Genomic DNA, 24,699 nt, shown 5'->3' on the forward strand with positions numbered 1-24,699 from the left:
CGGGCCTTGATCTGGCGATGCCGGCATGTACCGATGGCGCGTCCGCAAAACCCCGCCTGAAAGCTTGCCCTCATGCCCGGTCCCCCTCTCGATGCCGTCGAAACCGATCAGATCCAACCGGCGAAAGCCGATGTCGTCATCGTCGGTGGCGGCATCATCGGTGCCAGCACCGCACTGTTTCTCGCCGAACGCGGCATCGATGTTGTGCTCTGCGAAAAGGGTGTGCCCGGAGCGGAACAGTCGAGCCGCAACTGGGGTTGGGTGCGCGTCATGGGCCGTGACGAACGGGAGATACCGCTGGCGATCGAAGCGCTGAAGATCTGGGATACGCTCGATGCCCGCGTTGCAGGCGAAACCGGCTTTCGCCGCAGCGGCATCCTCTACATCTCCGAAAACGATGCCGATATCGCCAACCGCGATGCGTGGCTTGCCATGGCAAGACCCTATGGCGTCGACAGCCGGCAGATCGGGGCCGAAGAAACACAAGACCTGATGCCGGGCGCAGGCATCCGCTACTGGGGCGCGCTGCACACGCCGAGCGACGGCAGGGCCGAACCGCAAAAGGCGGTACCGGCAATCGTTGCCGGAGCCAGGCGCGCCGGCGCCCGCGTTCTGTCCGGCTGTGCCGTCCGCGGTGTCGAGAGGACGGCCGGCCGGATCAGTGCCGTCGTCACCGAGAAGGGCCGGATCGAAACCGCGACCGTGGTCGTGGCCGGGGGCGCCTGGTCACGCCTCTTCCTCAAGGGGCTCGGCATCCGGCTGCCGCAACTGAAAGTGCGCAACACAGTGCTCCGGACCAGTGCGGTATCGGGCGGCCCCGAGGGCGCGGGCGCGACGGGCAGCTACGCCTATCGCAAACGCCTCGACGGCGGCTACACGATTGCCGACGGTGGCGCCAATCTGCACCCCGTTGTGCCTGATAGTGTCGCCTTTTTCCGCGATTTCCAACCGGCGCGGAAGGCCGAGGGCGATTCCGTCCAGGTCGGCCTCAGTGCCCAGAGCTGGCGCGAACTCTTCGAGATCGGTTCCGTTCCACTCAACCGCCCAGGCGCCTTCGAGCGGCACCGGGTGCTGGATCCGCAACCCGATCAGCATTCCGCGCTGCGCGCATTCGATGAAGCAAAAAAGGCATTGCCGTCCCTCCGCGACGCTCGCGTACAGCAGGTCTGGGCCGGCCTGATCGACGTCACGCCCGACGCCGTGCCGGTGATTTCTACGGTCGAAAGCCTGCCCGGCCTGGTCGTCGCCGCAGGATTTTCCGGCCATGGCTTCGGCATCGGCCCAGGGGCCGGACATCTGGTCGCCGACCTCGTTACCGGTCAAAAACCGATCGTCGACCCCACACCTTTTCGCCTCTCACGTTTCTCCGACGGCACCCCGATCACCATCGCTCCGCCGGTTTGATCATCCGAACGGCAAGTGGTCGCGCAAGAAAATTACGCGTGAGCCGGACCTGGAATCGCAGCCGCATCTGCCGCTGGCATGGCGATGGCAGGAATCTGTCTTTCTTCTGCTGCAAGCAGCCCGGGCGGCCGAAAGGCCTTCATAAGCCCCTGAACTCATGGCAGTCTGTGTGCATTCCCGTCGGGAGAACGGGCTGAGGAGGAAGGCGTGACGATCTGGGGCGGAGGAGCCCGCAGGTGGTCCCGCCCACTTTTGCCATGCGGCGACATCCCGTTTTCCCCGATGCTGACTGGTGCGCGTCGCGCACTCCGGAGGGAGGCCGGAAACCGCATGAGCGATCCCGATCGACTTAGCCTGCATGTCCCCGAACCGGCCGTCCGGCCGGGTGGCGAGCCGGACTTTTCCAACGTCAAGATTCCGAAGGCGGGCTCCGTTCCGAGGCCGGAAATCGATGTCGCCCCGGAAGAGATCCGCGACCTCGCCTATTCGATCATCCGCGTACTCAACCGCGACGGTGAGGCGGTCGGCCCCTGGGCCGGGCTGTTGTCGGACGACGAACTCTTGGCCGGCCTCAAGCACATGATGACGCTGCGCGCCTTCGATGCGCGCATGGTCATGGCGCAGCGGCAGGGCAAGACCTCGTTCTACATGCAGCATCTGGGCGAAGAGGCGGTCAGCTGCGCCTTCCGCAAGGCGCTGAACAAGGGCGACATGAACTTCCCGACCTATCGCCAGGCGGGCCTATTGATCGCCGACGAATACCCGATGGTCGAGATGATGAACCAGATCTTCTCGAACGAGAGCGATCCGTTGCGCGGCCGCCAGTTGCCGATCATGTATTCCTCCAAGGAACATGGCTTCTTCACCATCTCCGGCAACCTCGCCACGCAATATGTCCAGGCTGTCGGCTGGGCCATGGCCTCGGCGATCAAGAACGACACCAAGATCGCGGCCGCTTGGATCGGCGACGGCTCGACGGCGGAATCCGACTTCCACTCAGCGCTCGTCTTCGCCTCCACCTACAAGGCGCCTGTTATCCTCAACATCGTCAACAATCAGTGGGCGATCTCGACCTTCCAGGGCATCGCCCGCGGCGGCTCCGGCACCTTTGCCGCCCGCGGCCTCGGCTTCGGCATCCCGGCACTGCGCGTCGACGGCAACGACTATCTCGCCGTCTATGCGGTCGCCAAATGGGCGGCGGAGCGCGCCCGGCGCAACCTCGGCCCGACGGTGATCGAATATGTCACCTACCGGGTCGGAGCACATTCCACCTCCGACGATCCGAGCGCCTACCGGCCGAAGACGGAATCGGAAGCCTGGCCACTCGGCGACCCGGTCCTCCGGCTGAAAAAGCACCTGATCCTGCGTGGCGCCTGGTCGGAAGAGCGCCACACCCAGGCGGAAGCCGAGATCGTCGACGCGGTGATCCAGGCGCAAAAGCAGGCAGAAGGCCACGGCACCTTGCATGCCGGCGGCAAGCCATCGGTGCGCGACATCTTCGAAGGCGTCTACGCCGAGATGCCGCCACATATTCGCCGCCAGCGCCAGAAGGCAGGATACTGATATGGCCAGAATGACAATGATCGAGGCCGTGCGCAGCGCCATGGACGTCTCCATGGGGCGCGATGACAATGTCGTCGTCTTCGGCGAGGACGTCGGTTACTTCGGCGGCGTCTTCCGCTGCACGCAAGGGCTTCAGGCGAAATATGGCAAGACCCGCTGCTTCGACGCGCCGATCAGCGAAAGCGGCATCGTCGGCACGGCAATCGGCATGGCGGCCTACGGGCTGAAACCCTGCGTCGAGATCCAGTTTGCCGACTACATGTACCCCGCCTACGACCAGATCACCCAGGAAGCAGCCCGCATCCGCTATCGCTCCAACGGCGACTTCACCTGCCCGATCGTGCTGCGCATGCCGACCGGCGGCGGCATCTTCGGCGGCCAGACGCACAGCCAGAGCCCGGAAGCGCTGTTCACCCATGTCTGCGGCCTCAAGGTCGTGGTGCCGTCCAATCCCTATGACGCCAAGGGCCTGCTGATCGCCTCGATCGAAGACCCCGATCCGGTGATGTTCCTGGAGCCGAAGCGGCTCTATAACGGTCCCTTCGACGGCCATCACGACCGGCCCGTCATCCCCTGGTCGAAACACGATCTCGGCGAGGTGCCGGAGGGGCATTACACGATCCCGATCGGCAAGGCGGAAGTGCGTCGCAAGGGCTCGGCCGTCACCGTCGTCGCCTATGGCACCATGGTGCATGTGGCGCTGGCAGCAGTGGAAGAAACCGGCATCGACGCCGAGGTGATCGACCTGCGCAGCCTGCTGCCGCTCGATCTCGACGCCATCGTCCAGTCGGTCGAAAAGACCGGCCGCTGCGTCGTCGTGCATGAGGCGACGCTGACATCGGGCTTCGGCGGCGAAATCGCCTCCCTCGTCCAGGAGTATTGCTTCTACCATCTGGAAGCCCCCGTCGTGCGCGTCGCCGGCTGGGACACACCCTACCCGCATGCCCAGGAGTGGGACTATTTCCCCGGCCCGGCGCGCGTCGGACGCGCGCTCGTCGAAGTGATGGAGGCCTGAGCATGGGCGAATTCGTAATCAAGATGCCGGATGTCGGCGAAGGCGTGGCCGAGGCCGAACTGGTCGAATGGCATGTGAAACCCGGTGATCCCGTGCGCGAGGACATGATCCTCGCCGCCGTCATGACCGACAAGGCGACGGTCGAGATCCCCTCACCGGTCAACGGCACGGTGCTCTGGCTCGGTGCCGAGATCGGCGACACGGTGGCGGTCAAGGCCCCTCTCGTTCGCATCGAAATCGCCGGCGAAGGCACGGAGGCTCTTGCGGCCGAAGAAAAGCCAGCGGCCAAGGCGGAGGAAAAACCGGTGCCGAAGACCGAAGCCCCGGCCGCAACACCGAGCCAACCGGCAAAGGTCGAGGCGAAGACGGCGGCCCCGGCCAAGAACGGCGTGCATGTTTCATCCGAGCGCCTGGAGAAGGCACTGGCCTCCCCCGCCGTGCGCCTGCGCGCCCGCGAAAGCGGAGTCGACCTGCGCCAGGTGACCGGCACCGGGCCTGCCGGGCGCATCACCCATGATGATCTCGACCAGTTTCTTGCCCGTGGCGCGCAGCCGGTGGCAGTCCCTGCCGGGCTCGTGCGCAAGACCGCCATCGACGAGATCAAGGTGACCGGTCTACGCCGCCGCATCGCCGAGAAGATGACGCTGTCGACCTCGCGCATCCCCCACATCACCTATGTGGAGGAGGTCGACATGACAGCACTCGAAGACCTGCGCACCATGATGAACCGCGATCGCAAGCCGGATCAGCCGAAGCTGACGATCCTGCCCTATCTGATGCGCGCGCTTGTGCGGGCGATCGCCGATCTGCCGGGTGTGAACTCCACCTTCGACGATGGCGCCGGCATCATCAACCGTCACCACGCGGTACATATCGGCATCGCCACGCAGACGCCGGCGGGCCTGACCGTGCCGGTCGTGCGCCACGCCGAAGCGCGCGGCATCTGGGATTGCGCCGTCGAGCTCAACCGGCTGGCGGAAGCGGCCCGTACTGGCACCGCGACCCGCGACGAGCTCACCGGCTCGACCATCACCATCTCCTCGCTCGGCGCACTCGGCGGCATCGTCACGACCCCTGTTATCAACCACCCCGAGGTCGCGATCGTTGGCGTCAACAAGCTGGCGGTTCGCCCGGTCTGGGACGGTGCGCAATTCGTACCGCGCAAGATCATGAACCTGTCGTCGAGCTTCGACCATCGCGTCATCGATGGCTGGGATGCGGCCACCTTCGTGCAGCGGCTGAAGGCTCTGCTCGAAACGCCAGCGCTGATTTTCGTGGAGGCATGAGGCGATCATGAAGGAAATTTCCTGCAAGCTGCTCGTCATCGGTGCCGGCCCCGGCGGCTACATCTGCGCCATCCGCGCTGGCCAGCTCGGCGTCGACACCGTCATCGTCGAGAAGGCGAAGGCCGGCGGTACCTGCCTCAATGTCGGCTGCATCCCGTCCAAGGCGCTCATCCACGCCGCCGACGAATTCCATAAGTTGCGCTCGGCTGCCTCCGGCCGCAGTCCGCTCGGCCTGTCGCTCGCCAACCCGACGATCGATCTCGCCCGCACCGTTGCCTGGAAGGACGGCATCGTCGGCCGGCTGAACGGCGGTGTCACCGGCCTTCTGAAGAAGGCAGGCGTTAAGGCCGTCATCGGCGTCGCCCGTTTCGTCGACGGCAAGACGGTCGATGTCGAGACCGAGATCGGCCTGCAGCGCATTCGCGCCGACGCGATCGTGATTGCCACCGGCTCGGCGCCGATCGAGCTTCCCGACATGCCGTTCGGCGGCTCGATCATTTCGTCGACCGAGGCGCTGTCGTTGAAAAGCGTGCCGGCCAGCGTTGCCGTCATCGGTGGCGGTTACATCGGACTGGAACTCGGCACCGCCTTTGCCAAGCTCGGCGCTCACGTCACCGTGCTCGAGGCGCAGACGCGCATCCTGCCGCAATATGACGCCGATCTGTCGAAGCCGATTGCCAAGCGGCTCGGCGAACTCGGCATCGAAGTGTTCACCCAGACAGTTGCCAAGGGGCTCTCCGCCGACGGCAAGAGCCTGCTTGCCGAGCACAATGGTCGGCCGATCGAGGTACCGGCGGAAAAGGTTCTGGTGACGGTCGGCCGCAAACCCGTGACCGAAGGTTTTGGGCTTGAAGAAATCGATCTCGACCGCGCCGGAAAATTCATCCGCATCGACGACCAGTGCCGCACGTCGATGCGCGGCATCTATGCGATCGGCGACGTCACCGGCGAGCCGATGCTGGCCCACCGCGCCATGGCGCAAGGGGAAATGGTCGCGGAGATCGTCGCCGGCAACAAACGCGCCTGGGACAAGCGCTGCATTCCCGCCGTCTGCTTCACCGACCCGGAGATCGTGACATCAGGACTATCGCCGGAAGAAGCCCGTGCCAGCGGCATCGAGATCAAGATCGGCCAGTTTCCCTTCCAGGCGAACGGCCGCGCCATGACGACGCTGTCGGAGGACGGTTTCGTGCGCGTCGTCGCGCGCGCCGACAACCATCTGGTCCTCGGCATCCAGGCCGTTGGCCACGGCGTGTCCGAGCTTTCGGCAAGCTTCGGACTTGCGATTGAGATGGGCGCGCGCCTAGAAGACATCGCCGGCACGATCCATGCTCACCCAACGCAATCGGAAGCGTTCCAGGAGGCGGCCCTCAAGGCTTTGGGCCACGCGCTGCATATCTGAACGGCGAGAGACGATCTCCTCTCACCTCATCCCTGTGCTTGTCACAGGAATCCAGCTACGGCGCGTCGGCGCCGTGAATGAATCGTCATCGCGCATTCAGCTCTTCGGAGGAAAGAAGCCCTTCAGCGCCGCAGACGCGGCGCTGCTGGATTCCTGTGACAAGCACAGGAATGAGGGCGGCGACAATGCCCCCCTTACTGCAACAACTCCAGCCCCACCGCCGTCGCCTCGCCGCCGCCGATGCAGAGGGAGGCGATGCCGCGCCTGACGCCCTTGGCGCGCATCGCGTGCAGAAGCGTCACGATGATCCGGGCGCCGGAAGCGCCGATCGGGTGGCCGAGCGCGCAGGCGCCGCCGTGGATGTTGACGATGTCATCGGAAAGGCCGAGGTCGCGGACCGCAGCCATGGCAACCACGGCGAAGGCTTCGTTGATTTCATAGAGCCCGACGCTGTTCTTTTCCCAATCGAGCTTTGACAGCAGCTTCTCAATGGCTCCGATCGGCGCGGTGGTGAACCAGGCTGGCTCCTGCGCATGACCGGCATGGCCGGCAACGATCGCAAGCGGCGTCAGCCCACGCTTCTCCGCCTCGCTTGCGCGCATCAGGATGAGCGCTGCCGCACCGTCTGAGATCGAGGAGGAGTTGGCGGCCGTCACGCTGCCGTTTTCACGGAACGCCGGCTTCAGCTTCGGGATTTTTGCCGGGTCCGCCTTTCCGGGCTGCTCATCGTGGTCAAGCGTTACGGTCTGTCGCTTGCCGGCGCCGTTGATCGCAACCGTCTCCTCGGCAAACGAACCATCCTCCAATGCCTTCACGGCGCGTTCCAGCGAACGCAGGGCAAAGGCATCCTGATCCTCGCGGGAGAACTGGTAGTGCTCGGCCGTATCTTCGGCATAGGTGCCCATCAGCCGACCGGAATAGGCATCCTCGAGACCGTCGAGGAACATGTGATCCTTGACTTCGCCGTGGCCGAGGCGAAAACCGCCGCGTGCCTTGGGCAGTAGATAGGGCGCATTGGTCATCGACTCCATGCCGCCGACCGCAAGCGCCGTGGCGCCGCCGGAAAGCAGCGTGTCATGGCCGAGCATCAGCGCCTTCATGCCCGAACCGCAAACTTTCGAAATCGTGGTCGACGGCGTTTCCATGCCGAGGCCGGCGCCGAGTGCCGCCTGGCGCGCCGGGTTCTGGCCGACGCCCGCGGGCAGTACATTGCCCATCAGCACTTCGTCGACGGCATCGAGGCCGGCGCGCGCAAGCGCCGCCTTCAGCGCGATGGCGCCGATCTCCGGCGCCGTCAAATCCTTGAGGCCGCCCTGAAAGGCGCCCATCGGTGTGCGTGCCGCCGAAACGATGACGACCGGGTCAAGCTTGTCCATGTCTTCCTCCTGCACCGCCTCTCTCGCGGTTGGAAGCGACTATAGCGCAGCGATTGTGCAGTGCAACGCGACTTGTTGGCGCCAGCGACCGGATCGGATTTTCACGTGTTCCACCGCCGGGACAACGCCCGGCGATGGCAGGTCGGGCTGCCGGCCGGCAATCAGCCCATGCGCTCGGAAGCATAGCTGCCGGGGCTCGCCGGGAAGACGACGACGCGGTTGCCGTTGATGAAGCAGCGATGATGGATATGGGCGTGTACGGCGCGCGCCAGCACCTGACTTTCGACGTCGCGGCCGATCGAGACATAGTCCTCGGCGCTCTGGGCATGGGTGATGCGGGCGATGTCCTGCTCGATGATCGGACCCTCGTCGAGATCCGCGGTGACATAGTGCGCCGTCGCACCGATCAGCTTCACGCCGCGCTCATAGGCCTGCTTGTAGGGGTTCGCGCCCTTGAACGACGGCAGGAAGGAATGGTGGATATTGATGATCCGGCCGGACATCTTCTTGCAGAGTTGGTCGGACAGAACCTGCATGTAGCGGGCGAGCACGACCAGATCGGCGTCCGTCTGCTCGACGATCTCCAGCATGCGTGCTTCGGCCTGCGGCTTGTTCTCCTTGGTCACCTTGATGTGGTGGAAGGGGATGTCGTGGTTGACGACCACCTTCTGGTAATCGAAGTGGTTGGAGATGACGCCGACGATATCGATCGGCAAGGCGCCGATCTTCCAGCGGTAGAGCAGGTCGTTGAGGCAATGGCCGAAACGCGACACCATCAGCAGCACTTTCATGCGCTCTTCGCTGTCGCGGATCTCGCAGGTCATGTCGAACCGCTTGACAACAGGCGCAAAGCCTTCCTTCAGCTCGTCGAGCTTGACGCCGTCCTGGCTGATGAAGGTCAGGCGCATGAAGAACAGGCCCGTCTGCAGGTCGTCGAACTGCGAACTGTCGGTGATATAACAGCCTTTTTCCGCGAGATAACCGGTAATGGCGGCAACGATGCCGCGGGTGGACTTGCAGGTGACGGTCAGCACATAGCTTTTCATCGGTATCTGTCTCTCGCTCCAGAGGTTTTTCCGGCCCCCCTTATACGGCCAGTCACCGCGAAAACTAGCGCGGCCTTCGCCCGGCTGTCGATCCATTCGCGACATCGGCTGGACGGAACCGGCCAGCCGGCACCGGTGCGGCTTTGTGAATGGCGCCTGGATTGGCTAGCGCGGGGTGCGATCGGGATGGGCGCGGGCAAACGCGTCGATCTCGGCGCAGCGCTGGTCGATGGCGACAAGTTTCGGGCAGGCGGAAAGATCGACGTCCCAGCGACGGGCATTGTAGACCTGCGGCACCAGGCAGAAATCGGCCATGCCGGGGCTGTCGCCGTGGCAGAAGCTCCCGGTTGACGGGTGGTCGAGCAGGCGCTCGAACGCCGCCAAGCCCTCGCCGATGAACTTGCGCATCCAGTCGCGGCGCGCGGCCTCGCCGTCTGCAGCATTGGCCATGACGAAGGATACGACGCCGAGATTGCAGACGGGATGGATGTCCATCGCGATCGCGTAGGACAGCGCGCGCACGCGCTGCCGCCCCACCGCATCATCAGGCAGGAAGCCGGCCGCTTCCCGCGTTTCCGCCAGATACTCGATGATGGCGAGCGATTGCGTGAACCGCTCGCCATCGATGTCGAGCACGGGCAAGAGCCCCTGCGGATTGCGGTCGAGATGTTCCGCTTGCCGATGGCCCCTGGCAAGCAGGTCCACCGGCACCGATCGATAGGTCTCGCCGAGACTGTTCAGCGCGATGCGGACACGGTAGCTCGCCGAGGACCGCCAATAGTCATAGAGATCGGTCTCGGCCATGCTGCTATCCTCGTCGCGTGCGCTGCCCACAATCAGGCCTTTTCGTAAGGCCCGACCGACTGCTCGATCGCACCGAAGATCGAATGGCCCGCCTTGTCCTTCATCTCGATGCGCACGATGTCGCCGAAGCGCAGGAAGTGCGTCTTGGGCGCGCCGCCAACGATGGTCTCGATCATGCGCAGCTCGGCAATGCAGGAGTAGCCGGCGCCACCTTCGGAGACCGGTTTTCCGGGACCACGGTCGAGCTTGTTGGAGACGGTGCCCGAACCGATGATCGTGCCCGATGCAAGCGGCCGCGTCTTGGCCGCGTGCGCAATCAGTTGGCCGAAATCGAAGGTCATGTCGACGCCGGCGTCCGCGCGGCCGAAAGGCTTGCCGTTGAGGTCGACATGAAGCGGCAGATGCAGCTTGCCGCCATCCCAGGCGTCGCCCAATTCATCCGGCGTGACGGCGACCGGCGAGAAGGCAGACGACGGCTTCGACTGATAGAAACCGAAACCCTTGGCGAGTTCGGCCGGGATAAGACCGCGCAGCGACACGTCGTTGACCAGCATCACCAGCCGAATGGCGGCGCGCGCCTCTTCGATCGAGGCACCCATCGCCACGTCGTCGACGACGACGGCGATCTCGCCTTCCATGTCGACGCCCCAGCTTTCATCCGCCATCAGGATCGGATCGCGCGGCGCAATGAAGCTGTCCGAGCCGCCCTGGTAGATCAGCGGATCGGTCCAGAAGCTCGCCGGCATCTCGGCGTTGCGGGCTTTTCGCACCAGCTCGACGTGATTGACGTAGGCTGAACCGTCCGCCCACTGATAGGCGCGCGGCAACGGCGAAAGCGCATCGTGCTCGTGGAAGCGGACCGTTGGCTGCGCACCGGTTTCGATGCCTTCGGCAACGCGCTCGAGCCGCGGCCCTGTATGTGCCCAGTCGTCGAGTGCGGCCTGCAGCGTGCGGGCAATGTGCCCGACCTCCGAGCAGCGGGTGAGATCGCGGGAGACGACCGCGAGTTTTCCGTCACGCGAGCCATCCTTGAGTGTCGCCAGTTTCATGCAATCCTCCCTCTACGCAGACGATTCGTCCGCAAGTTCCACAACAAGGCCGTCAGACGCGATCGTCAAGGCACCGGTCCAGCTTTTGCGCGTGGCAGCCGTCCAATGAGCGTGCGTGATTTCAGGATCGTCGGCCGGGATGAGATGATGCAGCACCAACCGCCCGACGCCGGCCGCCGTGGCAATCGCACCGGCCTCTCCGGCAAAACTGTGGCTTGCCAGCAGGTGCTCCTTCAGCCGCGCGCCGTTGCCGGTGCGCGCCACCAGCCGATCGACGCCCTCTGTCAGCATTGCCTCATGCACCAGAATGTCGGCACGATCAGCGAAATCGGCGAGCGGCGGGAAATAGGCCGTGTCGGCCGAAAATACCACGCTCGCCTCCGCATGGTCGAACCGCAGCGCGAAGCAATCGGTCACCGGCGGATGATCGACGCGCAGCGCCGACACCGCCAGGTCGCCTTCGGCCAGGACCGGGCCCTCGGCAAATTCGACGATGTCGACGAGTTGGCGCAGATCGGGCCGGCCCTCGTCGATGACGCGGATAACGATGTCGAATTTCATCGCCTGCAGAAAGCCGTGCCAGTAGTCGCGGGTTCCCGGCGGGCCGAAGACGCGCACGGTCGTTGCGAGACCGGCGGTCCAAGCGGTGTGGATCAAGGGCCCGAGCTCGAGCACGTGATCGGAATGCAGATGGGTGATGAAGATCAAATCCAGCGCTTTGAGGCTGACGCCGGCATCGGTGAGGCCGCGGGTGACGCCGAGGCCGCAGTCGACAACCACAGTGCGGCCGCCGATTTCAAGCAAGGACGAGGTCGGCGAAGGGCCGCCCGGACGGATTGCCGGGCCACCCTTGCTGCCGAGCAGAACCAGGCGTGCTCTCAAGACCAGTCGCCTTCCGGCGTGCCGTTGAAGCGCTTTTTCAGATCGGTCCAGCAATCGATGTAGTTGTCCTGCAACGTCTCCAGTTCGGCGGCGAAGCGGGTCAATTGCTGCGGAAAGCGGGTTTCGAACATGAAGGCCATCGTATGATCGAGCTTCACCGGTTTCAACTCGCTGTTTGTCGCCTTGTCGTAACCTGATGCGTCCGGCCCGTGGGCCAGCATCATGTTGTGCAGGCTCATGCCGCCGGGCACGAAGCCCTCCTCCTTGGCATCATAGCGACCATAGATCAGGCCCATGAACTCGCTCATGATGTTGCGGTGATACCAGGGCGGCCGGAAGGTGTGTTCGGCCACCAGCCAGCGCGGCGGGAAGATGACGAAATCGACATTCGCCGTTCCCTCCTCGCCCGACGGCGCGGTGAGCACGGTGAAGATCGACGGATCAGGATGATCGAACAGGATCGCTCCAACAGGCGAAAAGGTCCTGAGATCGTATTTATAGGGCGCGTAATTGCCATGCCAGGCGATGACGTCGAGTGGCGAATGGCCGATCTCGGTGACGTGGAAGGCGCCGCACCACTTCACATGCACGCGGCAGGGCGTTTCCTTTTCTTCATATGCAGCTACCGGCGTCTTGAAGTCGCGCGGATTGGCAAGGCAGTTGGCGCCGATCGGACCGCGATCCGGCAGTGTGAACTTGGCGCCGTAGTTTTCGCAGATGTAACCGCGCCAGACCTTTTCGTCGCCAAGCCTGGTCACCTTGAACATGGTGCCGCGCGGCACCAGGCAGATCTCCGAAGGCTCGACATCCATCTTGCCGAGTTCGGTGAACACCTGGATGGCGCCGCATTCCGGCACGATCAAAAGCTCGCCGTCGGCGTTGAAGAAATAGTCGTCGACCATATCGGCGTTGAAGGCATAGGCGTGGGCTGCCATGCCGCCCTGCGTCAGCGCGTCGCCGGCCGTCGTCATGGTGCGGATGCCTTCGAGGAAGTTCAATTTTTCCGACGGCGCCGGCAGCGGCCCCCAGCGCAACTGGCCAAGAGCCAGCGAATGATCGGCCACATGCGGCCCGGTCTTCCAGTACGGATAGTCGATTTTCTGGAACCGCCCGGTGTGACGCACGCTCGGGCGAATACGGTAGAGCCAGGAGCGCTCATTGGTGCCGCGCGGCGCGGTGAAGGGCGAACCGGAGAGCTGTTCGGCATAAAGACCGTAGGCGCATTTCTGCGGACTGTTCTGGCCCTGCGGCAAGGCGCCCGGCAGGCTTTCGGTCTCGAAATCGTTGCCGAACCCCGGCATGTAATCAAGCGACTGATCAGCAGTCGACCCGGCGCCCGCCTGCTTCTGTGCCTTGTCCAACATGACCTCAACCTCCTCCTCTGGTGCCTGCCCATCGAGGATCACGGCTGATCCCGGAAGTCCACGGCACGTTCTATACATATGGGCGCCGCCCCAAATCCGAATGGACGGTGGCGCGCTGCCGCCCTATTAGTTGCAATCGTAACTATCGATTTTGTAACTATCAAGGATGCCACAGATGGCGGCCGATGGCTTCGAGCTCAACGCATTCCTGCCCTACCGACTGAACCGCGCCGCCGAGTTCGTCGCCGTGCGCTTCGCAGCCGAATACAAGGCGCGCTATCAGTTGACGCGCCCCGAGTGGCGCACGCTGGCGGCGCTTGGAAGCTCGGCCCGTGCGATGACGGCGACGGAAGTCGGCACCCATTCGGCCATGCACAAGACCAAGGTCAGCCGCGCCGTCTCGGCGCTTGAGGAGCGGCGCTGGCTGAAGCGCAGCGAGGACGAAGACGACCGCCGGTTGGAACATCTGGAACTGACCAGGGCCGGCCGGCTGGCCTATGGCGAACTCACAGGACTTGCGAGCGTCTACCAGGCGCACCTCAACGAACTGATCGGCGCCGGCGGCTTGAAGGCGCTATGCGCCGGCCTTGAAGCGATCGAACGGGCGATCGACAGGGCCGAGAAGCGCCCTTCCCGCAAATGAGCCTTGTACCAGCCGGCGCTGATATCAGCCTTTCATGCGTTCCGGGATCGGCACGCCCTGGAAACTCTTCAAGGTGTCGAGCACGATCGACGTCTTGACGTGCTGCACGCTGTCATGCGGCAGCAGCACATCGTTGACGAAGCGCGAGAGGCCGGCGAGGTCCGGCGTCACCACCCGCAGGTGATAATCCATTTCGCCGGTCAGCGCGTAAGCCTCCAGAACCTCGGGCAGAGCCGAGATCAGCTTGCCGAAGCGCTTGGCGTTGTCGCGGTTGTGGGTGGCGAGCGTCACCGAAATCACCACCATCAGATCGAGTCCGAGCTTCTGCCGGTCGATCTGCGCCTGATAGCCCGTGATGAAGCCTTCCGCCTCCAGGCGGGTGCGGCGGCGCGAGCATTGCGAGGGCGAAAGGGCGATGCGCTCCGATAGCTCGTTGTTGGTGAGATGTCCGTCGCGCTGCAGTTCGCTGAGGATCTTGAGATCGAACCCGTCAAGCTGCTCCATTCATGCATCCTTATACAGTATTTCGCACGTTTTGTGCGGCATCCTGCTCAAAACGCACAAGAATACAAGCATCATGCATCGAATTTGCGTCATACTCCAGCAAAGTTTGGAGGCCAGAGAAATCTGGAGAACTTAAAGAGGAGACTTCCGATGGGCCCGTTCCCGCATGACGCCCCGCCCGCAACGATTACCGCGGAGAACCCGGCTGGTACGGATGGCTTCGAATTCGTCGAATTCGCCCATCCGGAGCCGGAGAAGCTCGCCGAGCTCTTTACCCGCATGGGCTACAGCCCTGTCGCGAGACACAAGAGCAAGAACATTACCGTCTGGCGACAGGGCGATATCAATTACATCCTGAATGCCGAGCCGGGCTCGCATGCCATGCGCTTCGTCGACGAGCACGGCCCCTGCGCCCCGTCGATGGCCTGGCGCGTCGTCGACGCCAAGCACACCTTCGACCACGCGGTCTCCAAGGGAGCCATCCCCTACGAAGGCACCGACAAATGTCTCGATGTTCCTGCGATCGTCGGCATCGGCGGGTCGCTGCTCTATTTCGTCGATACCTACGGCGCCAAGGGCTCGGCCTATGAGGCCGAATTCGAATGGACCGGCGAGCGCAATCCGAAGCCGGAAGGCGTCGGCTTCTATTATCTCGACCACCTGACGCACAACGTCTATCGCGGCAACATGGACAAGTGGTGGGCCTTCTACCGCGAGCTGTTCAACTTCACCCAGATCCATTTCTTCGACATCGACGGCCGCATCACCGGCCTCGTCAGCCGGGCGATCACCTCGCCCTGCGGCAAGATCCGCATTCCGCTGAACGAGTCCAAGGACGATACCAGCCAGATCGAGGAATATCTGCGCAAATACAAGGGCGAAGGCATCCAGCACATCGCCGTCGGCACCGAAGGCATCTACGACGCCACCGACAAGCTGGCGGACAATGGCCTGAATTTCATGCCAGGCCCGCCGGAAACCTACTACGACATGTCGCATGACCGTGTACACGGCCATGACGAACCGATCGACCGGATGAAGAAGCACGGTATCCTGATCGATGGCGAAGGCGTGGTGAACGGCGGCATGACGAAGATCCTGCTGCAGATCTTCTCGAAGACCGTCATCGGACCGATCTTCTTCGAGTTCATCCAGCGTAAGGGTGACGAAGGTTTCGGCGAGGGCAATTTCCGTGCCCTGTTCGAATCGATCGAGGCCGACCAGATCCGCCGTGGCGAACTCGGGCCGCAGGCGGCCGAGTAGCACGGACAGCGCCTCCATTCTCTTGTGGTGGCGCTATTCTCGAGTCTTACAAAAGCCTCTCGCCCGCTGGCGAGGGGCTTTTTTGGTTCCGGCACTGTCGCCGCACTCAGTTCGTGGCGTCGTTGACCACGCGCCAGTTCGGCCGACCGAGTTCATGCGGCCATTCATGCACGTCCCGATCGTTGAAATAGACGACCTCGGCTAGGTTTGGGAAATCCGGGTCGGGCTGTGTGGCGGTGTCGATCCAGGACTGCATGTAGGGCGCGCCGCCCTGCCAACCGAGCTCGGCGACCCAGATCGGCTTGTTGTATTTGGCGACAAGACCGTAGCCGGGTTTCAGCGCCTGCTTGAAGGTGTGAGGCCCGCCGTATTCGATCGCGTCGAACTGTTCGAGACCGAACACCGAAAGACCGACGAGATCGACATAGTCGTCGCCCGGATAGTACTCGCCGAGGTTCGGCATGCCCTTGGGCGACCACATCAGCTGGACATTGGGTACTCGTTTGCGCACGATATCCATCGCGTGCTTGTAGGCTTTGACGTAGTCCTGCGGCGCCCATCCGGCCCAGGAGAACCGTCCCGATGTGTCCTCCATCTCCTGCCCCCAGCGCACGATGACCGGGCTCTTCAGCTCGGCAAGCATGCTGGCGATCGCTTCCATGTTGGCGTCGTAGTCGCCCCTGAGTGTCCGGTCGCGCAACTGGTCAGGCGTCAGCTTCCAGTCGAGCGACCATGACCACGGCTCGATGGTAACCAGCAGCTTGCGCTTGCGCTGAAGCGCGTAGGCGTCAGCCAGGCGCAACGATTCCAGATCCACGTCTTCCCATGGCAGGAACAGATGCTCTGTCGAGACATCGGTCTGGTCGCCGAAATCGCCATGCGGATCATAGGCACCGAGCCGCGTTCCGCCGGGGTGGATGACGGGGCGCTTGTCGGCCATTGTCTGTGTCTGACCTGCATTACCATTGGCGGCAAGATCGGCCTTCTCCTGTGCCAACGCTGATACCAGGCCCGCGCCGGACCCCAGATTGAAGGCGAGCGCAGTGCATAGGGCGAATGCCAATTTGCGTTTCATGTCATCCTCCTGTGGCGGTTCGACCGCTCTTCTTGACCAGGTATTGGTCCTTCAGGCGTAACGCCTTTTCCGTGATTGCGTCGGAAGCAACGAGTTTCCTGTATTCGTCGCCGGGCTTGGGCTTGGCATGTTTGAAGACGTACCACTCGCCATTCGGCACGCGCCGCTGATAAATCGTGTCGCCAATCTTGCTGTGCCCGAAACAGGTGCGGGCCGGACCGGAGCCATCGAGCGCCGTCCATTTCGCCTGCATGCACATCATACCGAGATCACTGACGTACCAGTTGCCTTCCGCAAACGAGCGTTTGCCCTTGTCGTTCACGAAGGCGACCAGCTTCCTGTCATGCGCGGTGAAGCGGGCGCCGCCCGTCGGCCATTGCCAGGTCTTGTTCCGGTAGAGAGAATAGACCTCGTAGGCGCTCAAGGGGATCGGCTTGATCTCCGTCTTCGCCCTGGCGGGTTGCGCGCCGGTATAGACCGCAAAGGCTGCGAGAGGCAGCAGAAGCGGCAAAAGCAATACATTCATGGACCGTTTCATCATTTTTTCTCCTCGCTTGAGGGCCTTTTGCGGTGCGAGAGGCCTGCGGCACGCTGCGCTACAGCGATGCCTGAAGCCGCCCGACCTTGCCTGTCACCCTCGTCTCACGCACCTCCGGCAAGCCGGAGCCTTTCCGCAGCCCGTCTGTCGCGGACGACGAAAACCCTTTCCATTTCAGGCGAAAACGAACGACCCTGAGGTCCGATCCACCCTGCCCGGCACCGGCGACCGAAAACTTCGCTTCGGTGAGCCCGACGAAACCGAGTCCCTGCGAGAGCGCCTCGGTGGCCTCCGCGCCATGGCGGATGGCCGACTGTCCCGACAGCACCGAAATGACCACGAGACAGCCAGCGGTCAGCGCCGTCATGGCCGTACGGGGAACGAGGGCAAGGCGGTTCTCCCGCGCATGCTGGACGTGGATGGTGGCAGCCAGCCCGGCGTAAACAAGGGCATTGATGCCGGTAAAGATGTAGAAGCCGCGCGCCGTGCCGGCGTCGGAGACGAGCCAAAGCGCAAGCGCTGAGCCGAGCGATAGCAGGAGGTAGGGCATCATGACGCGCAGCGGCAGGGGGGCTGCCGGTCCTGCGCCCTTGGGCGTGATGCGGAAATCGACAAAGGAGCCGCTGACGTGATCGCGCACAGCCGCGGCGCAGCCGAGCAGCGACCAAGGCCAGCGGGCAAAGAGAAACAGCATGCCTTCCCAGCTGAGAACCCGCGCATCAAAAGGACGGAACGTGCCGGTCGAGCGCCAGAAATAGGCAAGCCCGATCAGAACCAGCGACAGCGGCGCGAAGTGCAGCAGGAAGTCGGGATAGGTGGCGGCGACGAAGCTCCGCCCCATGACCAGCGCCATGATCGGCATGACGAACATCAACGCCATGAACAGGGAAAACAGCGGGTACCAGAGCTGCGAGAAGACGAACTGGAACTTCAGCCGCATCGGCAGCCTGGGCACATAGACCGGCGAATATTTGAGCAGGATCGTTACCAGGCTGCGCGACCACTGGAATTCCTGGATAACGAGATCGGCAAAGGTCGCGGGCCCATCCCCATGGGCGATCGCATGCAGGGCATGCACGCCCTTCCAGCCGCCGGCGTTCATCAGGAGCGTGGTCGAATGATCTTCGGCAAGCTCTGGCCCGAGACCGCCGACCTCTCTCAGCGCCTTGGTGCGAACGGCATAATGCGAGCCGATGCAAAGCGGCGCCCAGCCGTTGTTGTAGCCCGCCTGCAACGAGCCGTGCAGGCTCGCTTCGGCGTGAAGGCGACCGCGCGCCGACCAGCTGCGCGCCGCATTGGCATCGCAGATGCTTGGCGCCGAGACGTAGCCGACCTTCGGGTCGTTGAACGGGCGCAGCACCTCGACGAGATAGGTCGGCTCCGGCACGTGATCGGCATCGAACTGGGCGACGAAATCATAGCGTTCATAGCCATAATGATCGTAGAAATAGGCGAGGTTTCCCTCCTTGCAGCGGGTGCGCCGCGGCCAGGTGGCGCGGTGGTAGTCAGCAACCCCCTTGCGCGTCGAAACGAGCACACCCTGCCGCGCGCACCAATCGATCGTCTCAGGCGACGGATCCTCGTCCGCCAGCCATACGTCGTAATCGCAGCCGATCTGATCGAGCATTGCCAGCAGCGTCTTGCGGACAACAGTGAAAGGTTCTGACGGCGCCTTGGTCACGACCATGGCGATCCGGCCGTTCGGGACGGCCCGGCCGTTCTTTCCCGCGACCTTGGCGCCTGCGAAGATGAAGATGAAATAGGCAGGCAGTAGTGTGATCCAGCCGACCACGATCGTAATCATGACGTAGGATGGCCAATGGGTGACATGGGCGGGATCAAGCCACCACGCCCAGAAGAACAGGAATGCGACAATCCAGGCTGCGATGCCGAAGCCGTTCGCAATCCGCATGCGTGTCGAAAAAAGCGCCACGAGCATCGCCGAAGCATCGCCGGCCGGCGCCGCCGTCAAGGCAGCGGACCTGGCGGATGGGGCGAATGACATCTTGCCTGTCATGACCGTACCTCCAGCCCGAAACCGGGGGCAGCCGTTCGGATGATGGTTTCGATATTGGACAGCGACGGCCGGAAGCCGAGCGTCCGGCGTGCCCAGGTGGTGTCGGCATACAGCACCGGCGGGTCGCCGGCGCGACGCGCCAGAAGCTGCACGGGAACCCGTCTGCGGGTCACCTGATGGATGGCGTCGATCACCTGCCGGACCGATGTGCCGTGGCCCGAACCGAGATTGGCCTTGAGCGGCTCGCCGCCGTTGCGCAGGTAGTCAACGGCGGCAACATGCGCCTCGGCCAGGTCCATGACGTGAATGTAGTCGCGGATGCAGGTGCCGTCGGGCGTATCGTAGTCGTCGCCGAAGACATCGAGCCTATCGAGGCGGCCGGCTGCGGCCATCAATGCCCGCGGGATCAGGTGGGTCTCGGGATCGTGCCGCTCGGTCAGCTGCCCATCGGGATCGGCGCCGGCGGCATTGAAATAACGCAATGCAACCGACCGGAACCCGTAGGCCCGGGCATAGTCGCCGAGCATCAATTCGATCATCAGCTTCGTGCGACCGTAAGGATTGACCGGAAGCTGGATCGTGTCCTCGGTGATCGGCAAACGCGGCGGCACGCCATAGGTCGCGCAGGTGCTGGAAAAGACGACGCGCGCCAGCCCCGCTTGACGGCAGGCCTCGAGCAGCGAAACGCTGCCGGCGACATTGTTGCGATAATACTTTCCGGGATCCTCGACCGATTCTCCGACGTAGGCGGAGGCCGCGAAGTGGATCAGGCATTCGGGTTTGAAGGTCCGTATAGCCTCGACGATCCGATCCGTGTCTTCGAGCCCTCCTTCGACCAATGGTCCCCAGCGGACATTGGTCCGGTGCCCCGTCGACAGATTGTCGTAGACAACAGGCAGGAAGCCGGCCTCATCGAGGCGTTTGCAGGTATGGCTGCCTATGAAGCCGGCTCCGCCGGTGACAAGAACGACGCGCGACATATCATACCGCCTCTCCCGCCACGGCGAGATCTGACGCGCCCAGGCGGCGATCGAAATAGGCAATGGCGCGTTGAAGCCCTTCGCGTAGCGCGACCTTGGGCTCCCAGCCGAGCTCCGCCATGGCCTGGGAAATATCCGGCCGGCGCTGACGCGGATCGTCGACGGCTGCCGCACGGTGCACGATGCGCGAGCGTGAGCCGGTCATCGTGCGGATCATCTCGGCAAGTTCGAGAACCGTGAACTCGCCTGGGTTTCCAAGGTTGATCGGGCCGATGCAGCCGTCATCCGAGATCGATAACCGTATGAAGCCCTCGATGAGATCGTCGACATAGCAGAACGACCGCGTCTGATGGCCATCGCCATAGATTGTGAGGTCCTTGCCGAGCAGCGCCTGCACCACGAAATTCGAGATGACGCGTCCATCGTCGGGGCGCATCCGCGGCCCATAGGTGTTGAAGATCCGCGCGACCTTCGTCTTTACTCCGTAGGTGCGGTGATAGTCGAAGAACAATGTCTCGGCCGATCGCTTGCCCTCATCATAGCAGGCGCGCGGCCCGATCGGGTTGACGTTGCCGAAGTAGCTTTCGCGCTGCGGGCTGTGCAGCGGATCGCCGTAGACCTCCGATGTGGAGGATTGCACGACCGTGGCCCCGGTGGCGCGGGCGTTTTCCAGCGCATTCATGGCGCCGAGCACGTTGGTCATCAACGTTCCCACCGGGTCGGCCTGATAGTCCGGCGGAGATGCCGGTGAAGCAAAGTTGAAGATGACGTCCACGTCAAAAAGGAAAGGTTTGCGGACGTCGTGCTCGACGATCTGGAAGCGGCTTGTCTCGCTGAGATGAGAGAGGTTTTCTCGCCGACCGGTCGAGAAGTTGTCGAGGCAGACAACGCTGTGCCCCAGACAAAGAAGTCTTTCGCAAAGATGAGACCCGAGAAATCCGCCGCCTCCGGTCACCAGTATTCGCTTGGGTATGCCTGCTACCTTCTTCAGAAAATCCTGCCCGCCGACAACCGGCAGCTGACCACGACCGACCTGACGCATTACACACCTCCAATTATTATACACACCATTGCACCTGGTGATTGGAGACGAGACGTGACTGAAAGCTACAATAAGGAAATATTCTTTATCAAGAATTCAAAACACGACCCGACAATATAAAAATAATATCCAGAAGGACCACGAATCCTTCTTCAGTAATTTATTATGTTAGATGATTAGCAAATAATTAATACATAGTCAACACGGAACTAAAATAACAATATATGATGCCATACACAATAAAGTTACAATCACAAAACATGTACCTAATTTGAACAAAAAATCAGCAGACATCACAAATTATAAACAGATAGCGAGAAGATATAATTACATCCATCGAAATATCTTCGTATAACTACATAACTGAAGAATAATTACTCAACCATCCGGCATCAACGACATATCGGATCTACGCCATACGGCCACGCTTCCTCGCACCTCTGTCTGCGACACGCGATACTCGCCGCCACGACAAAGCATGCGATGCCCGCCTGGGCCACCGCAACAAACATCACAGACGACGTGAGAGTACTTGGGTTAAACCGCGCCCAACGCAAACCGTCCCTCAAAGTCGCCAATTGGCGATGAGCAACGGAAGCATCATCCCCGACGTCTCACGGCGTCAGTTCTTCCAGCGCGAAGAAAACGGTCCCGCCGCGTGCTCGGAATCCGCATCGGTGGTAAAATAGCGCGATGCTGCTTCCGTCCGGTTTCGCACATTCATCTTCTTGTAGATGTTGCGGACGTGAACCTTCACGGTGTTTTCCGACAACCCAAGGCGATCGGCGATAATCTTGTTCTGGGTTCCCATGCAGATCAAATCGAGAATCTGCACTTCGCGGGTTGTTAACCCACCCAGACTTGCCTCCCGCCGCCGCTTTCCGGCATTCGCATAGACAGCAGCATCGGACGCTTCCGCCTGCCGACCATAGAGCTTGGCCGAGTTAAAGGGGTCTACCGACAGCCGCCGCAACAGTGCAGCCGGGAAATGCTCGCCCCCCTTCATCAGCAGATCGATCGCCGCAAGGCAGACATCAAGGTGCAGGTTGAGAGGAAGGACACCATGGATCAACCGCTCTTCAACAAAACCGGCGATCGACGGATCGAGTTCTTCGGCATTGTCCACCACCAGTCCGATCGAGGCCTTGGGATGGAACTCGTGAATGGTCCGCAGGATTGTCGGAAATGTCTTGGCAGACATGCGGTATAGCATGATCAAAGAAACATCGACGAGATTGCCGTCGAGCAAATTGTCGGGGTCGGAAAGACTAACGACGTCATGTCCAGAAAACCGGGAGCCGACCGCCTGCATCAAGCACTCGGCAAACAGGTCGATCTTGGCAAGCATGACAATCTTTTTCTTTTGCGACAAAGCCTTGTTGTTATCTTCAAAATCGCCCACGTTATGGCCTTCAGGATGCATTACGCCCTCCTCGGGTTTTCCCATTTATTCTTATGGGTGCGCCAGCCTGACTCGGAGTTACGCCCATCTCAGCAAATTGATTCGTGACCAGTGGATAGCGCGAACCCTCTCCACAGACGGAAAATTCGCACTAGCTAATGTATCGTAAAGGTAGGAGGGGTGAAACAACCCAAAAGGATTAGATGCCCTCCAGAAAGCCCCTTAAATCGTTCTAATTAGAACCATCTTTGGGCTAATTCTTAACCAAAAGTATAACAAGATCGTATCCGAAGCGTCTGAATGGGCTTTCAGCCTAGGCTACTCAGCCATCCATATCATCCATTTCCATCCGCAGCGTCGGCCGCACACCGTCCGTGCGCCGGCTCTCGCCACCAGAAATAGCTTCTCTCCAGAGAGAACCTTAGGCATATACCTAATAATACTTCCTAGGAGCTATCTCTCGGGGTGAGCATTGCACTCCCCGTGATGGCTGACAAGACCTCTCTGCGCTCTAAAGCGCAACTTGCCCGCGAGCACCAGAGGTTGCGCCAGGTCGATTTTTGCAAAGATTAACAAACCCTTGCGATCCCTAAAACCCCAAAAAATCCCGAAAAAACGCCGATAATTCGCCCAAAAATGGCATGCTAGCTCCAATTGATGTCTATCGTCCCGTCGTATTCAGAGCCACACTCCTCTCATCGCACTTGAGTTTCGTGTGATCCGAGCCCGGTACCTGTGTGTGCGTTCTGGCTCGCGGCCCGTGTGAATGTGTAAGCGTAGTGAAGCGTAAATCAGTATTAAACCAAAGACATAATCACACGTAATGATTGAGTGCAGGAACTAACCTGCCGCAATTCGATACTTAAAACAACATTGAAATATATTGAGACCCCACAGATGAATATCCCGCGGGAGCATCATCTGAAATTCAAAAAAGAGCCAGCTCCGGATAAAAACCTCATAAAGATGTAGGGGTTTCGGTGCTGGCTCCTTCTCAGGAGGAGAACCACATGTCCGCACTTCTCGACGATAGCATCAAGGCCGATGATGATCTGAAAGTCGGCGCTCTCGCCGATGGACTGGCAACCAGTGCTGCCAATGATCTGAACGTTGACGACGGGTCAACGAGCAACGTTGGCATCGCCAACGGCAATGACCGCAATAACTACAGCGACAGTTCGCAGGACAACGACACCCACATCAAGACGGATGTCGACACCGACATCAAGACCGAGGCCAATGAAAACGGCGACAACCGCAACAACTACTCCGACAGCTCGACCGACTACAATTACGACTACGATTACAAGGACAACAGCAGGGTCGAAACAGATATCGACCAGAAGGCCAACGGTGACAACCGCGACAATTCCTATGAATGGGATTATGACAGCAAGGTTACCACCAAGACAGACATCGATACCGACATCAAGACGGAAGCCAACGACAACGGCGACAATCGCAACAACTACTCGTCATCCGACAACGACATCATCACCAAATCGGACGACGACTTTGCAACGCTGAAGGACGTCAAGGACTTCGACAATCTCGGCATCGCCGGTGGGGACCTCACCTTCAATCTCGGCGACGACTTCTCGTTTAATCTGAACGTCGACCACATCCTCAACAACTCGCTCGAAGGCGCCGGCAACGATACCGGTTTCAGCGTGGTACAGGCCAACAACCTTGCCGATCAGGACCAGGCCTACGACGTCAGGATGAACAACTCGGACGCCAACAACGACCTGCGCGCCGACGGCGGGCACTCGGATGGCGGCGATGGTCTGAACTTCGACACCAAGTCGGATTGGGACCTCAAGGCCGGTGACGGCATCAACGGCAGCACGACCTCCGACTCGTCGGCGATCCTGGCAAATTCCGGCTTCCATCAGGAAATCGTCCAGGGCGCGAACCTTGTCAGCAACACCGTCGACTCCAGCGTCATCGGTGGCAATTCGCAAACTACGGATGTCGGTCACGACACCGACAGCTGATCGATCCGTTTCACAAGAGAAGACTGCACCGGCCCCCCGCGCGGCCG

The 24,699-nt window shown here is 61.7% G+C and carries 21 protein-coding genes; 8 read left to right on the plus strand and 13 right to left on the minus strand.

The annotated features are described in order from the left end of the window. The first annotated feature begins 72 nt into the window (after positions 1–72). From J3R84_RS15815 to lpdA, 5 genes are all read left to right on the plus strand, one after another. Positions 73–1,404 (plus strand): NAD(P)/FAD-dependent oxidoreductase, encoded by a 1,332-nt coding sequence (locus J3R84_RS15815; RefSeq protein ID WP_025424943.1) that lies wholly within the window; start codon positions 73–75, stop codon positions 1,402–1,404. 330 nt (positions 1,405–1,734) lie between these two features. Next, the gene (locus tag J3R84_RS15820) at positions 1,735–2,967 is read left to right on the plus strand and encodes a 3-methyl-2-oxobutanoate dehydrogenase (2-methylpropanoyl-transferring) subunit alpha (RefSeq protein ID WP_025424944.1); all 1,233 of its coding nucleotides are present in this window, start codon (positions 1,735–1,737) and stop codon (positions 2,965–2,967) included. A 1-nt stretch (position 2,968) separates the two neighbouring features. After that, positions 2,969–3,982 carry an alpha-ketoacid dehydrogenase subunit beta gene (locus J3R84_RS15825; protein WP_025424945.1) on the plus strand — a complete coding sequence of 338 codons (1,014 nt, stop codon included), beginning with the start codon at positions 2,969–2,971 and terminating at the stop codon, positions 3,980–3,982. A 2-nt stretch (positions 3,983–3,984) separates the two neighbouring features. Next, entirely contained in the window at positions 3,985–5,268 is a 1,284-nt protein-coding gene (locus J3R84_RS15830) for a dihydrolipoamide acetyltransferase family protein (RefSeq protein ID WP_025424946.1), read from the plus strand. 7 nt (positions 5,269–5,275) lie between these two features. Next, on the plus strand, positions 5,276–6,670 hold the full coding sequence (lpdA, locus tag J3R84_RS15835) for a dihydrolipoyl dehydrogenase (protein ID WP_025424947.1): 1,395 nt from the start codon (positions 5,276–5,278) through the stop codon (positions 6,668–6,670). A 194-nt stretch (positions 6,671–6,864) separates the two neighbouring features. Here lpdA and J3R84_RS15840 read toward each other — a convergent pair whose 3' ends face one another. The 6 genes from J3R84_RS15840 to hmgA all read right to left on the minus strand — a co-directional run bounded on the left by J3R84_RS15840 (position 6,865) and on the right by hmgA (position 13,191). Next, on the minus strand, positions 6,865–8,046 hold the full coding sequence (locus J3R84_RS15840) for an acetyl-CoA C-acyltransferase (protein ID WP_025424948.1): 1,182 nt from the start codon (positions 8,044–8,046) through the stop codon (positions 6,865–6,867). A gap of 161 nt (positions 8,047–8,207) precedes the next feature. Then, positions 8,208–9,092: a formyltetrahydrofolate deformylase gene (gene purU / locus J3R84_RS15845; RefSeq protein WP_025424949.1), complete on the minus strand. Its 885-nt coding sequence runs from the start codon at positions 9,090–9,092 to the stop codon at positions 8,208–8,210. Positions 9,093–9,257: 165 nt separating this feature from the next. Then, entirely contained in the window at positions 9,258–9,896 is a 639-nt protein-coding gene (gene maiA, locus J3R84_RS15850; RefSeq protein ID WP_025424950.1) for a maleylacetoacetate isomerase, read from the minus strand. 32 nt (positions 9,897–9,928) lie between these two features. Continuing rightward, the gene (locus J3R84_RS15855; RefSeq protein WP_025424951.1) at positions 9,929–10,945 is read right to left on the minus strand and encodes a fumarylacetoacetate hydrolase family protein; all 1,017 of its coding nucleotides are present in this window, start codon (positions 10,943–10,945) and stop codon (positions 9,929–9,931) included. 12 nt (positions 10,946–10,957) lie between these two features. Beyond that, positions 10,958–11,827: an MBL fold metallo-hydrolase gene (locus J3R84_RS15860; protein ID WP_025424952.1), complete on the minus strand. Its 870-nt coding sequence runs from the start codon at positions 11,825–11,827 to the stop codon at positions 10,958–10,960. Then, positions 11,824–13,191 carry a homogentisate 1,2-dioxygenase gene (gene hmgA, locus J3R84_RS15865; protein ID WP_025424953.1) on the minus strand — a complete coding sequence of 456 codons (1,368 nt, stop codon included), beginning with the start codon at positions 13,189–13,191 and terminating at the stop codon, positions 11,824–11,826. Before hmgA ends, J3R84_RS15860 begins: the two co-directional genes overlap by 4 nt. 175 nt (positions 13,192–13,366) lie before the next feature. Here hmgA and J3R84_RS15870 point away from each other — a divergent pair, with 175 nt between their 5' ends. Then, on the plus strand, positions 13,367–13,834 hold the full coding sequence (locus J3R84_RS15870) for a MarR family winged helix-turn-helix transcriptional regulator (protein ID WP_025424954.1): 468 nt from the start codon (positions 13,367–13,369) through the stop codon (positions 13,832–13,834). Positions 13,835–13,858: 24 nt separating this feature from the next. On the opposite strand, the gene J3R84_RS15875 is transcribed toward J3R84_RS15870, so the two are convergent. Next, positions 13,859–14,338: an Lrp/AsnC family transcriptional regulator gene (locus tag J3R84_RS15875; protein ID WP_025424955.1), complete on the minus strand. Its 480-nt coding sequence runs from the start codon at positions 14,336–14,338 to the stop codon at positions 13,859–13,861. 150 nt (positions 14,339–14,488) lie between these two features. On the opposite strand from J3R84_RS15875, the gene hppD reads away from it, so the two are divergent. Continuing rightward, the gene (gene hppD, locus J3R84_RS15880; RefSeq protein WP_203529256.1) at positions 14,489–15,601 is read left to right on the plus strand and encodes a 4-hydroxyphenylpyruvate dioxygenase; all 1,113 of its coding nucleotides are present in this window, start codon (positions 14,489–14,491) and stop codon (positions 15,599–15,601) included. A gap of 106 nt (positions 15,602–15,707) precedes the next feature. Here hppD and J3R84_RS15885 read toward each other — a convergent pair whose 3' ends face one another. The 6 genes from J3R84_RS15885 to J3R84_RS15910 form a co-directional block, all read right to left on the minus strand. Beyond that, positions 15,708–16,676 carry a glycoside hydrolase family 26 protein gene (locus J3R84_RS15885; protein WP_025424957.1) on the minus strand — a complete coding sequence of 323 codons (969 nt, stop codon included), beginning with the start codon at positions 16,674–16,676 and terminating at the stop codon, positions 15,708–15,710. 1 nt (position 16,677) lies between these two features. Further along, the gene (locus tag J3R84_RS15890) at positions 16,678–17,217 is read right to left on the minus strand and encodes a DUF995 domain-containing protein (RefSeq protein WP_025424958.1); all 540 of its coding nucleotides are present in this window, start codon (positions 17,215–17,217) and stop codon (positions 16,678–16,680) included. A 55-nt stretch (positions 17,218–17,272) separates the two neighbouring features. Further along, complete coding sequence (locus J3R84_RS15895) at positions 17,273–19,231, minus strand: glycosyltransferase family 2 protein (RefSeq protein WP_025424959.1); 1,959 nt, start codon at positions 19,229–19,231, stop codon at positions 17,273–17,275. After that, the gene (gene galE, locus J3R84_RS15900) at positions 19,228–20,211 is read right to left on the minus strand and encodes a UDP-glucose 4-epimerase GalE (RefSeq protein WP_025424960.1); all 984 of its coding nucleotides are present in this window, start codon (positions 20,209–20,211) and stop codon (positions 19,228–19,230) included. The genes J3R84_RS15895 and galE overlap by 4 nt, the downstream gene beginning before the upstream one ends. 1 nt (position 20,212) lies before the next feature. Beyond that, positions 20,213–21,253: a UDP-glucuronic acid decarboxylase family protein gene (locus J3R84_RS15905; RefSeq protein ID WP_025424961.1), complete on the minus strand. Its 1,041-nt coding sequence runs from the start codon at positions 21,251–21,253 to the stop codon at positions 20,213–20,215. A gap of 622 nt (positions 21,254–21,875) precedes the next feature. Continuing rightward, positions 21,876–22,676 (minus strand): LuxR family transcriptional regulator, encoded by an 801-nt coding sequence (locus tag J3R84_RS15910; protein ID WP_025424962.1) that lies wholly within the window; start codon positions 22,674–22,676, stop codon positions 21,876–21,878. A 989-nt stretch (positions 22,677–23,665) separates the two neighbouring features. Between J3R84_RS15910 and J3R84_RS15915 the strand changes: the two genes are divergently transcribed. Then, positions 23,666–24,652 carry a hypothetical protein gene (locus J3R84_RS15915; protein ID WP_025424963.1) on the plus strand — a complete coding sequence of 329 codons (987 nt, stop codon included), beginning with the start codon at positions 23,666–23,668 and terminating at the stop codon, positions 24,650–24,652. The last annotated feature ends 47 nt before the right edge of the window (positions 24,653–24,699 follow it).

The sequence above is a fragment of the Ensifer canadensis genome, assembly GCF_017488845.2.
Classification (GTDB): domain Bacteria; phylum Pseudomonadota; class Alphaproteobacteria; order Rhizobiales; family Rhizobiaceae; genus Ensifer; species Ensifer canadensis.

Coding starts and splice junctions, on each gene's coding strand:
- J3R84_RS15830 (WP_025424946.1), top strand. CDS start 3,985: ATGGGCGAATTCGTAATCAAGATGCCGGATGTCGGCGAAGGCGTGGCC.
- J3R84_RS15820 (WP_025424944.1), top strand. CDS start 1,735: ATGAGCGATCCCGATCGACTTAGCCTGCATGTCCCCGAACCGGCCGTC.
- maiA (WP_025424950.1), bottom strand. CDS start 9,896: ATGGCCGAGACCGATCTCTATGACTATTGGCGGTCCTCGGCGAGCTAC.
- J3R84_RS15875 (WP_025424955.1), bottom strand. CDS start 14,338: ATGGAGCAGCTTGACGGGTTCGATCTCAAGATCCTCAGCGAACTGCAG.
- hppD (WP_203529256.1), top strand. CDS start 14,489: ATGGGCCCGTTCCCGCATGACGCCCCGCCCGCAACGATTACCGCGGAG.
- lpdA (WP_025424947.1), top strand. CDS start 5,276: ATGAAGGAAATTTCCTGCAAGCTGCTCGTCATCGGTGCCGGCCCCGGC.
- J3R84_RS15870 (WP_025424954.1), top strand. CDS start 13,367: ATGGCGGCCGATGGCTTCGAGCTCAACGCATTCCTGCCCTACCGACTG.
- J3R84_RS15840 (WP_025424948.1), bottom strand. CDS start 8,046: ATGGACAAGCTTGACCCGGTCGTCATCGTTTCGGCGGCACGCACACCG.
- J3R84_RS15905 (WP_025424961.1), bottom strand. CDS start 21,253: ATGCGTCAGGTCGGTCGTGGTCAGCTGCCGGTTGTCGGCGGGCAGGAT.
- hmgA (WP_025424953.1), bottom strand. CDS start 13,191: ATGTTGGACAAGGCACAGAAGCAGGCGGGCGCCGGGTCGACTGCTGAT.
- J3R84_RS15815 (WP_025424943.1), top strand. CDS start 73: ATGCCCGGTCCCCCTCTCGATGCCGTCGAAACCGATCAGATCCAACCG.
- purU (WP_025424949.1), bottom strand. CDS start 9,092: ATGAAAAGCTATGTGCTGACCGTCACCTGCAAGTCCACCCGCGGCATC.
- J3R84_RS15885 (WP_025424957.1), bottom strand. CDS start 16,676: ATGAAACGCAAATTGGCATTCGCCCTATGCACTGCGCTCGCCTTCAAT.
- J3R84_RS15890 (WP_025424958.1), bottom strand. CDS start 17,217: ATGATGAAACGGTCCATGAATGTATTGCTTTTGCCGCTTCTGCTGCCT.
- J3R84_RS15855 (WP_025424951.1), bottom strand. CDS start 10,945: ATGAAACTGGCGACACTCAAGGATGGCTCGCGTGACGGAAAACTCGCG.
- J3R84_RS15895 (WP_025424959.1), bottom strand. CDS start 19,231: ATGACAGGCAAGATGTCATTCGCCCCATCCGCCAGGTCCGCTGCCTTG.
- J3R84_RS15910 (WP_025424962.1), bottom strand. CDS start 22,676: ATGCATCCTGAAGGCCATAACGTGGGCGATTTTGAAGATAACAACAAG.
- galE (WP_025424960.1), bottom strand. CDS start 20,211: ATGTCGCGCGTCGTTCTTGTCACCGGCGGAGCCGGCTTCATAGGCAGC.
- J3R84_RS15825 (WP_025424945.1), top strand. CDS start 2,969: ATGGCCAGAATGACAATGATCGAGGCCGTGCGCAGCGCCATGGACGTC.
- J3R84_RS15915 (WP_025424963.1), top strand. CDS start 23,666: ATGTCCGCACTTCTCGACGATAGCATCAAGGCCGATGATGATCTGAAA.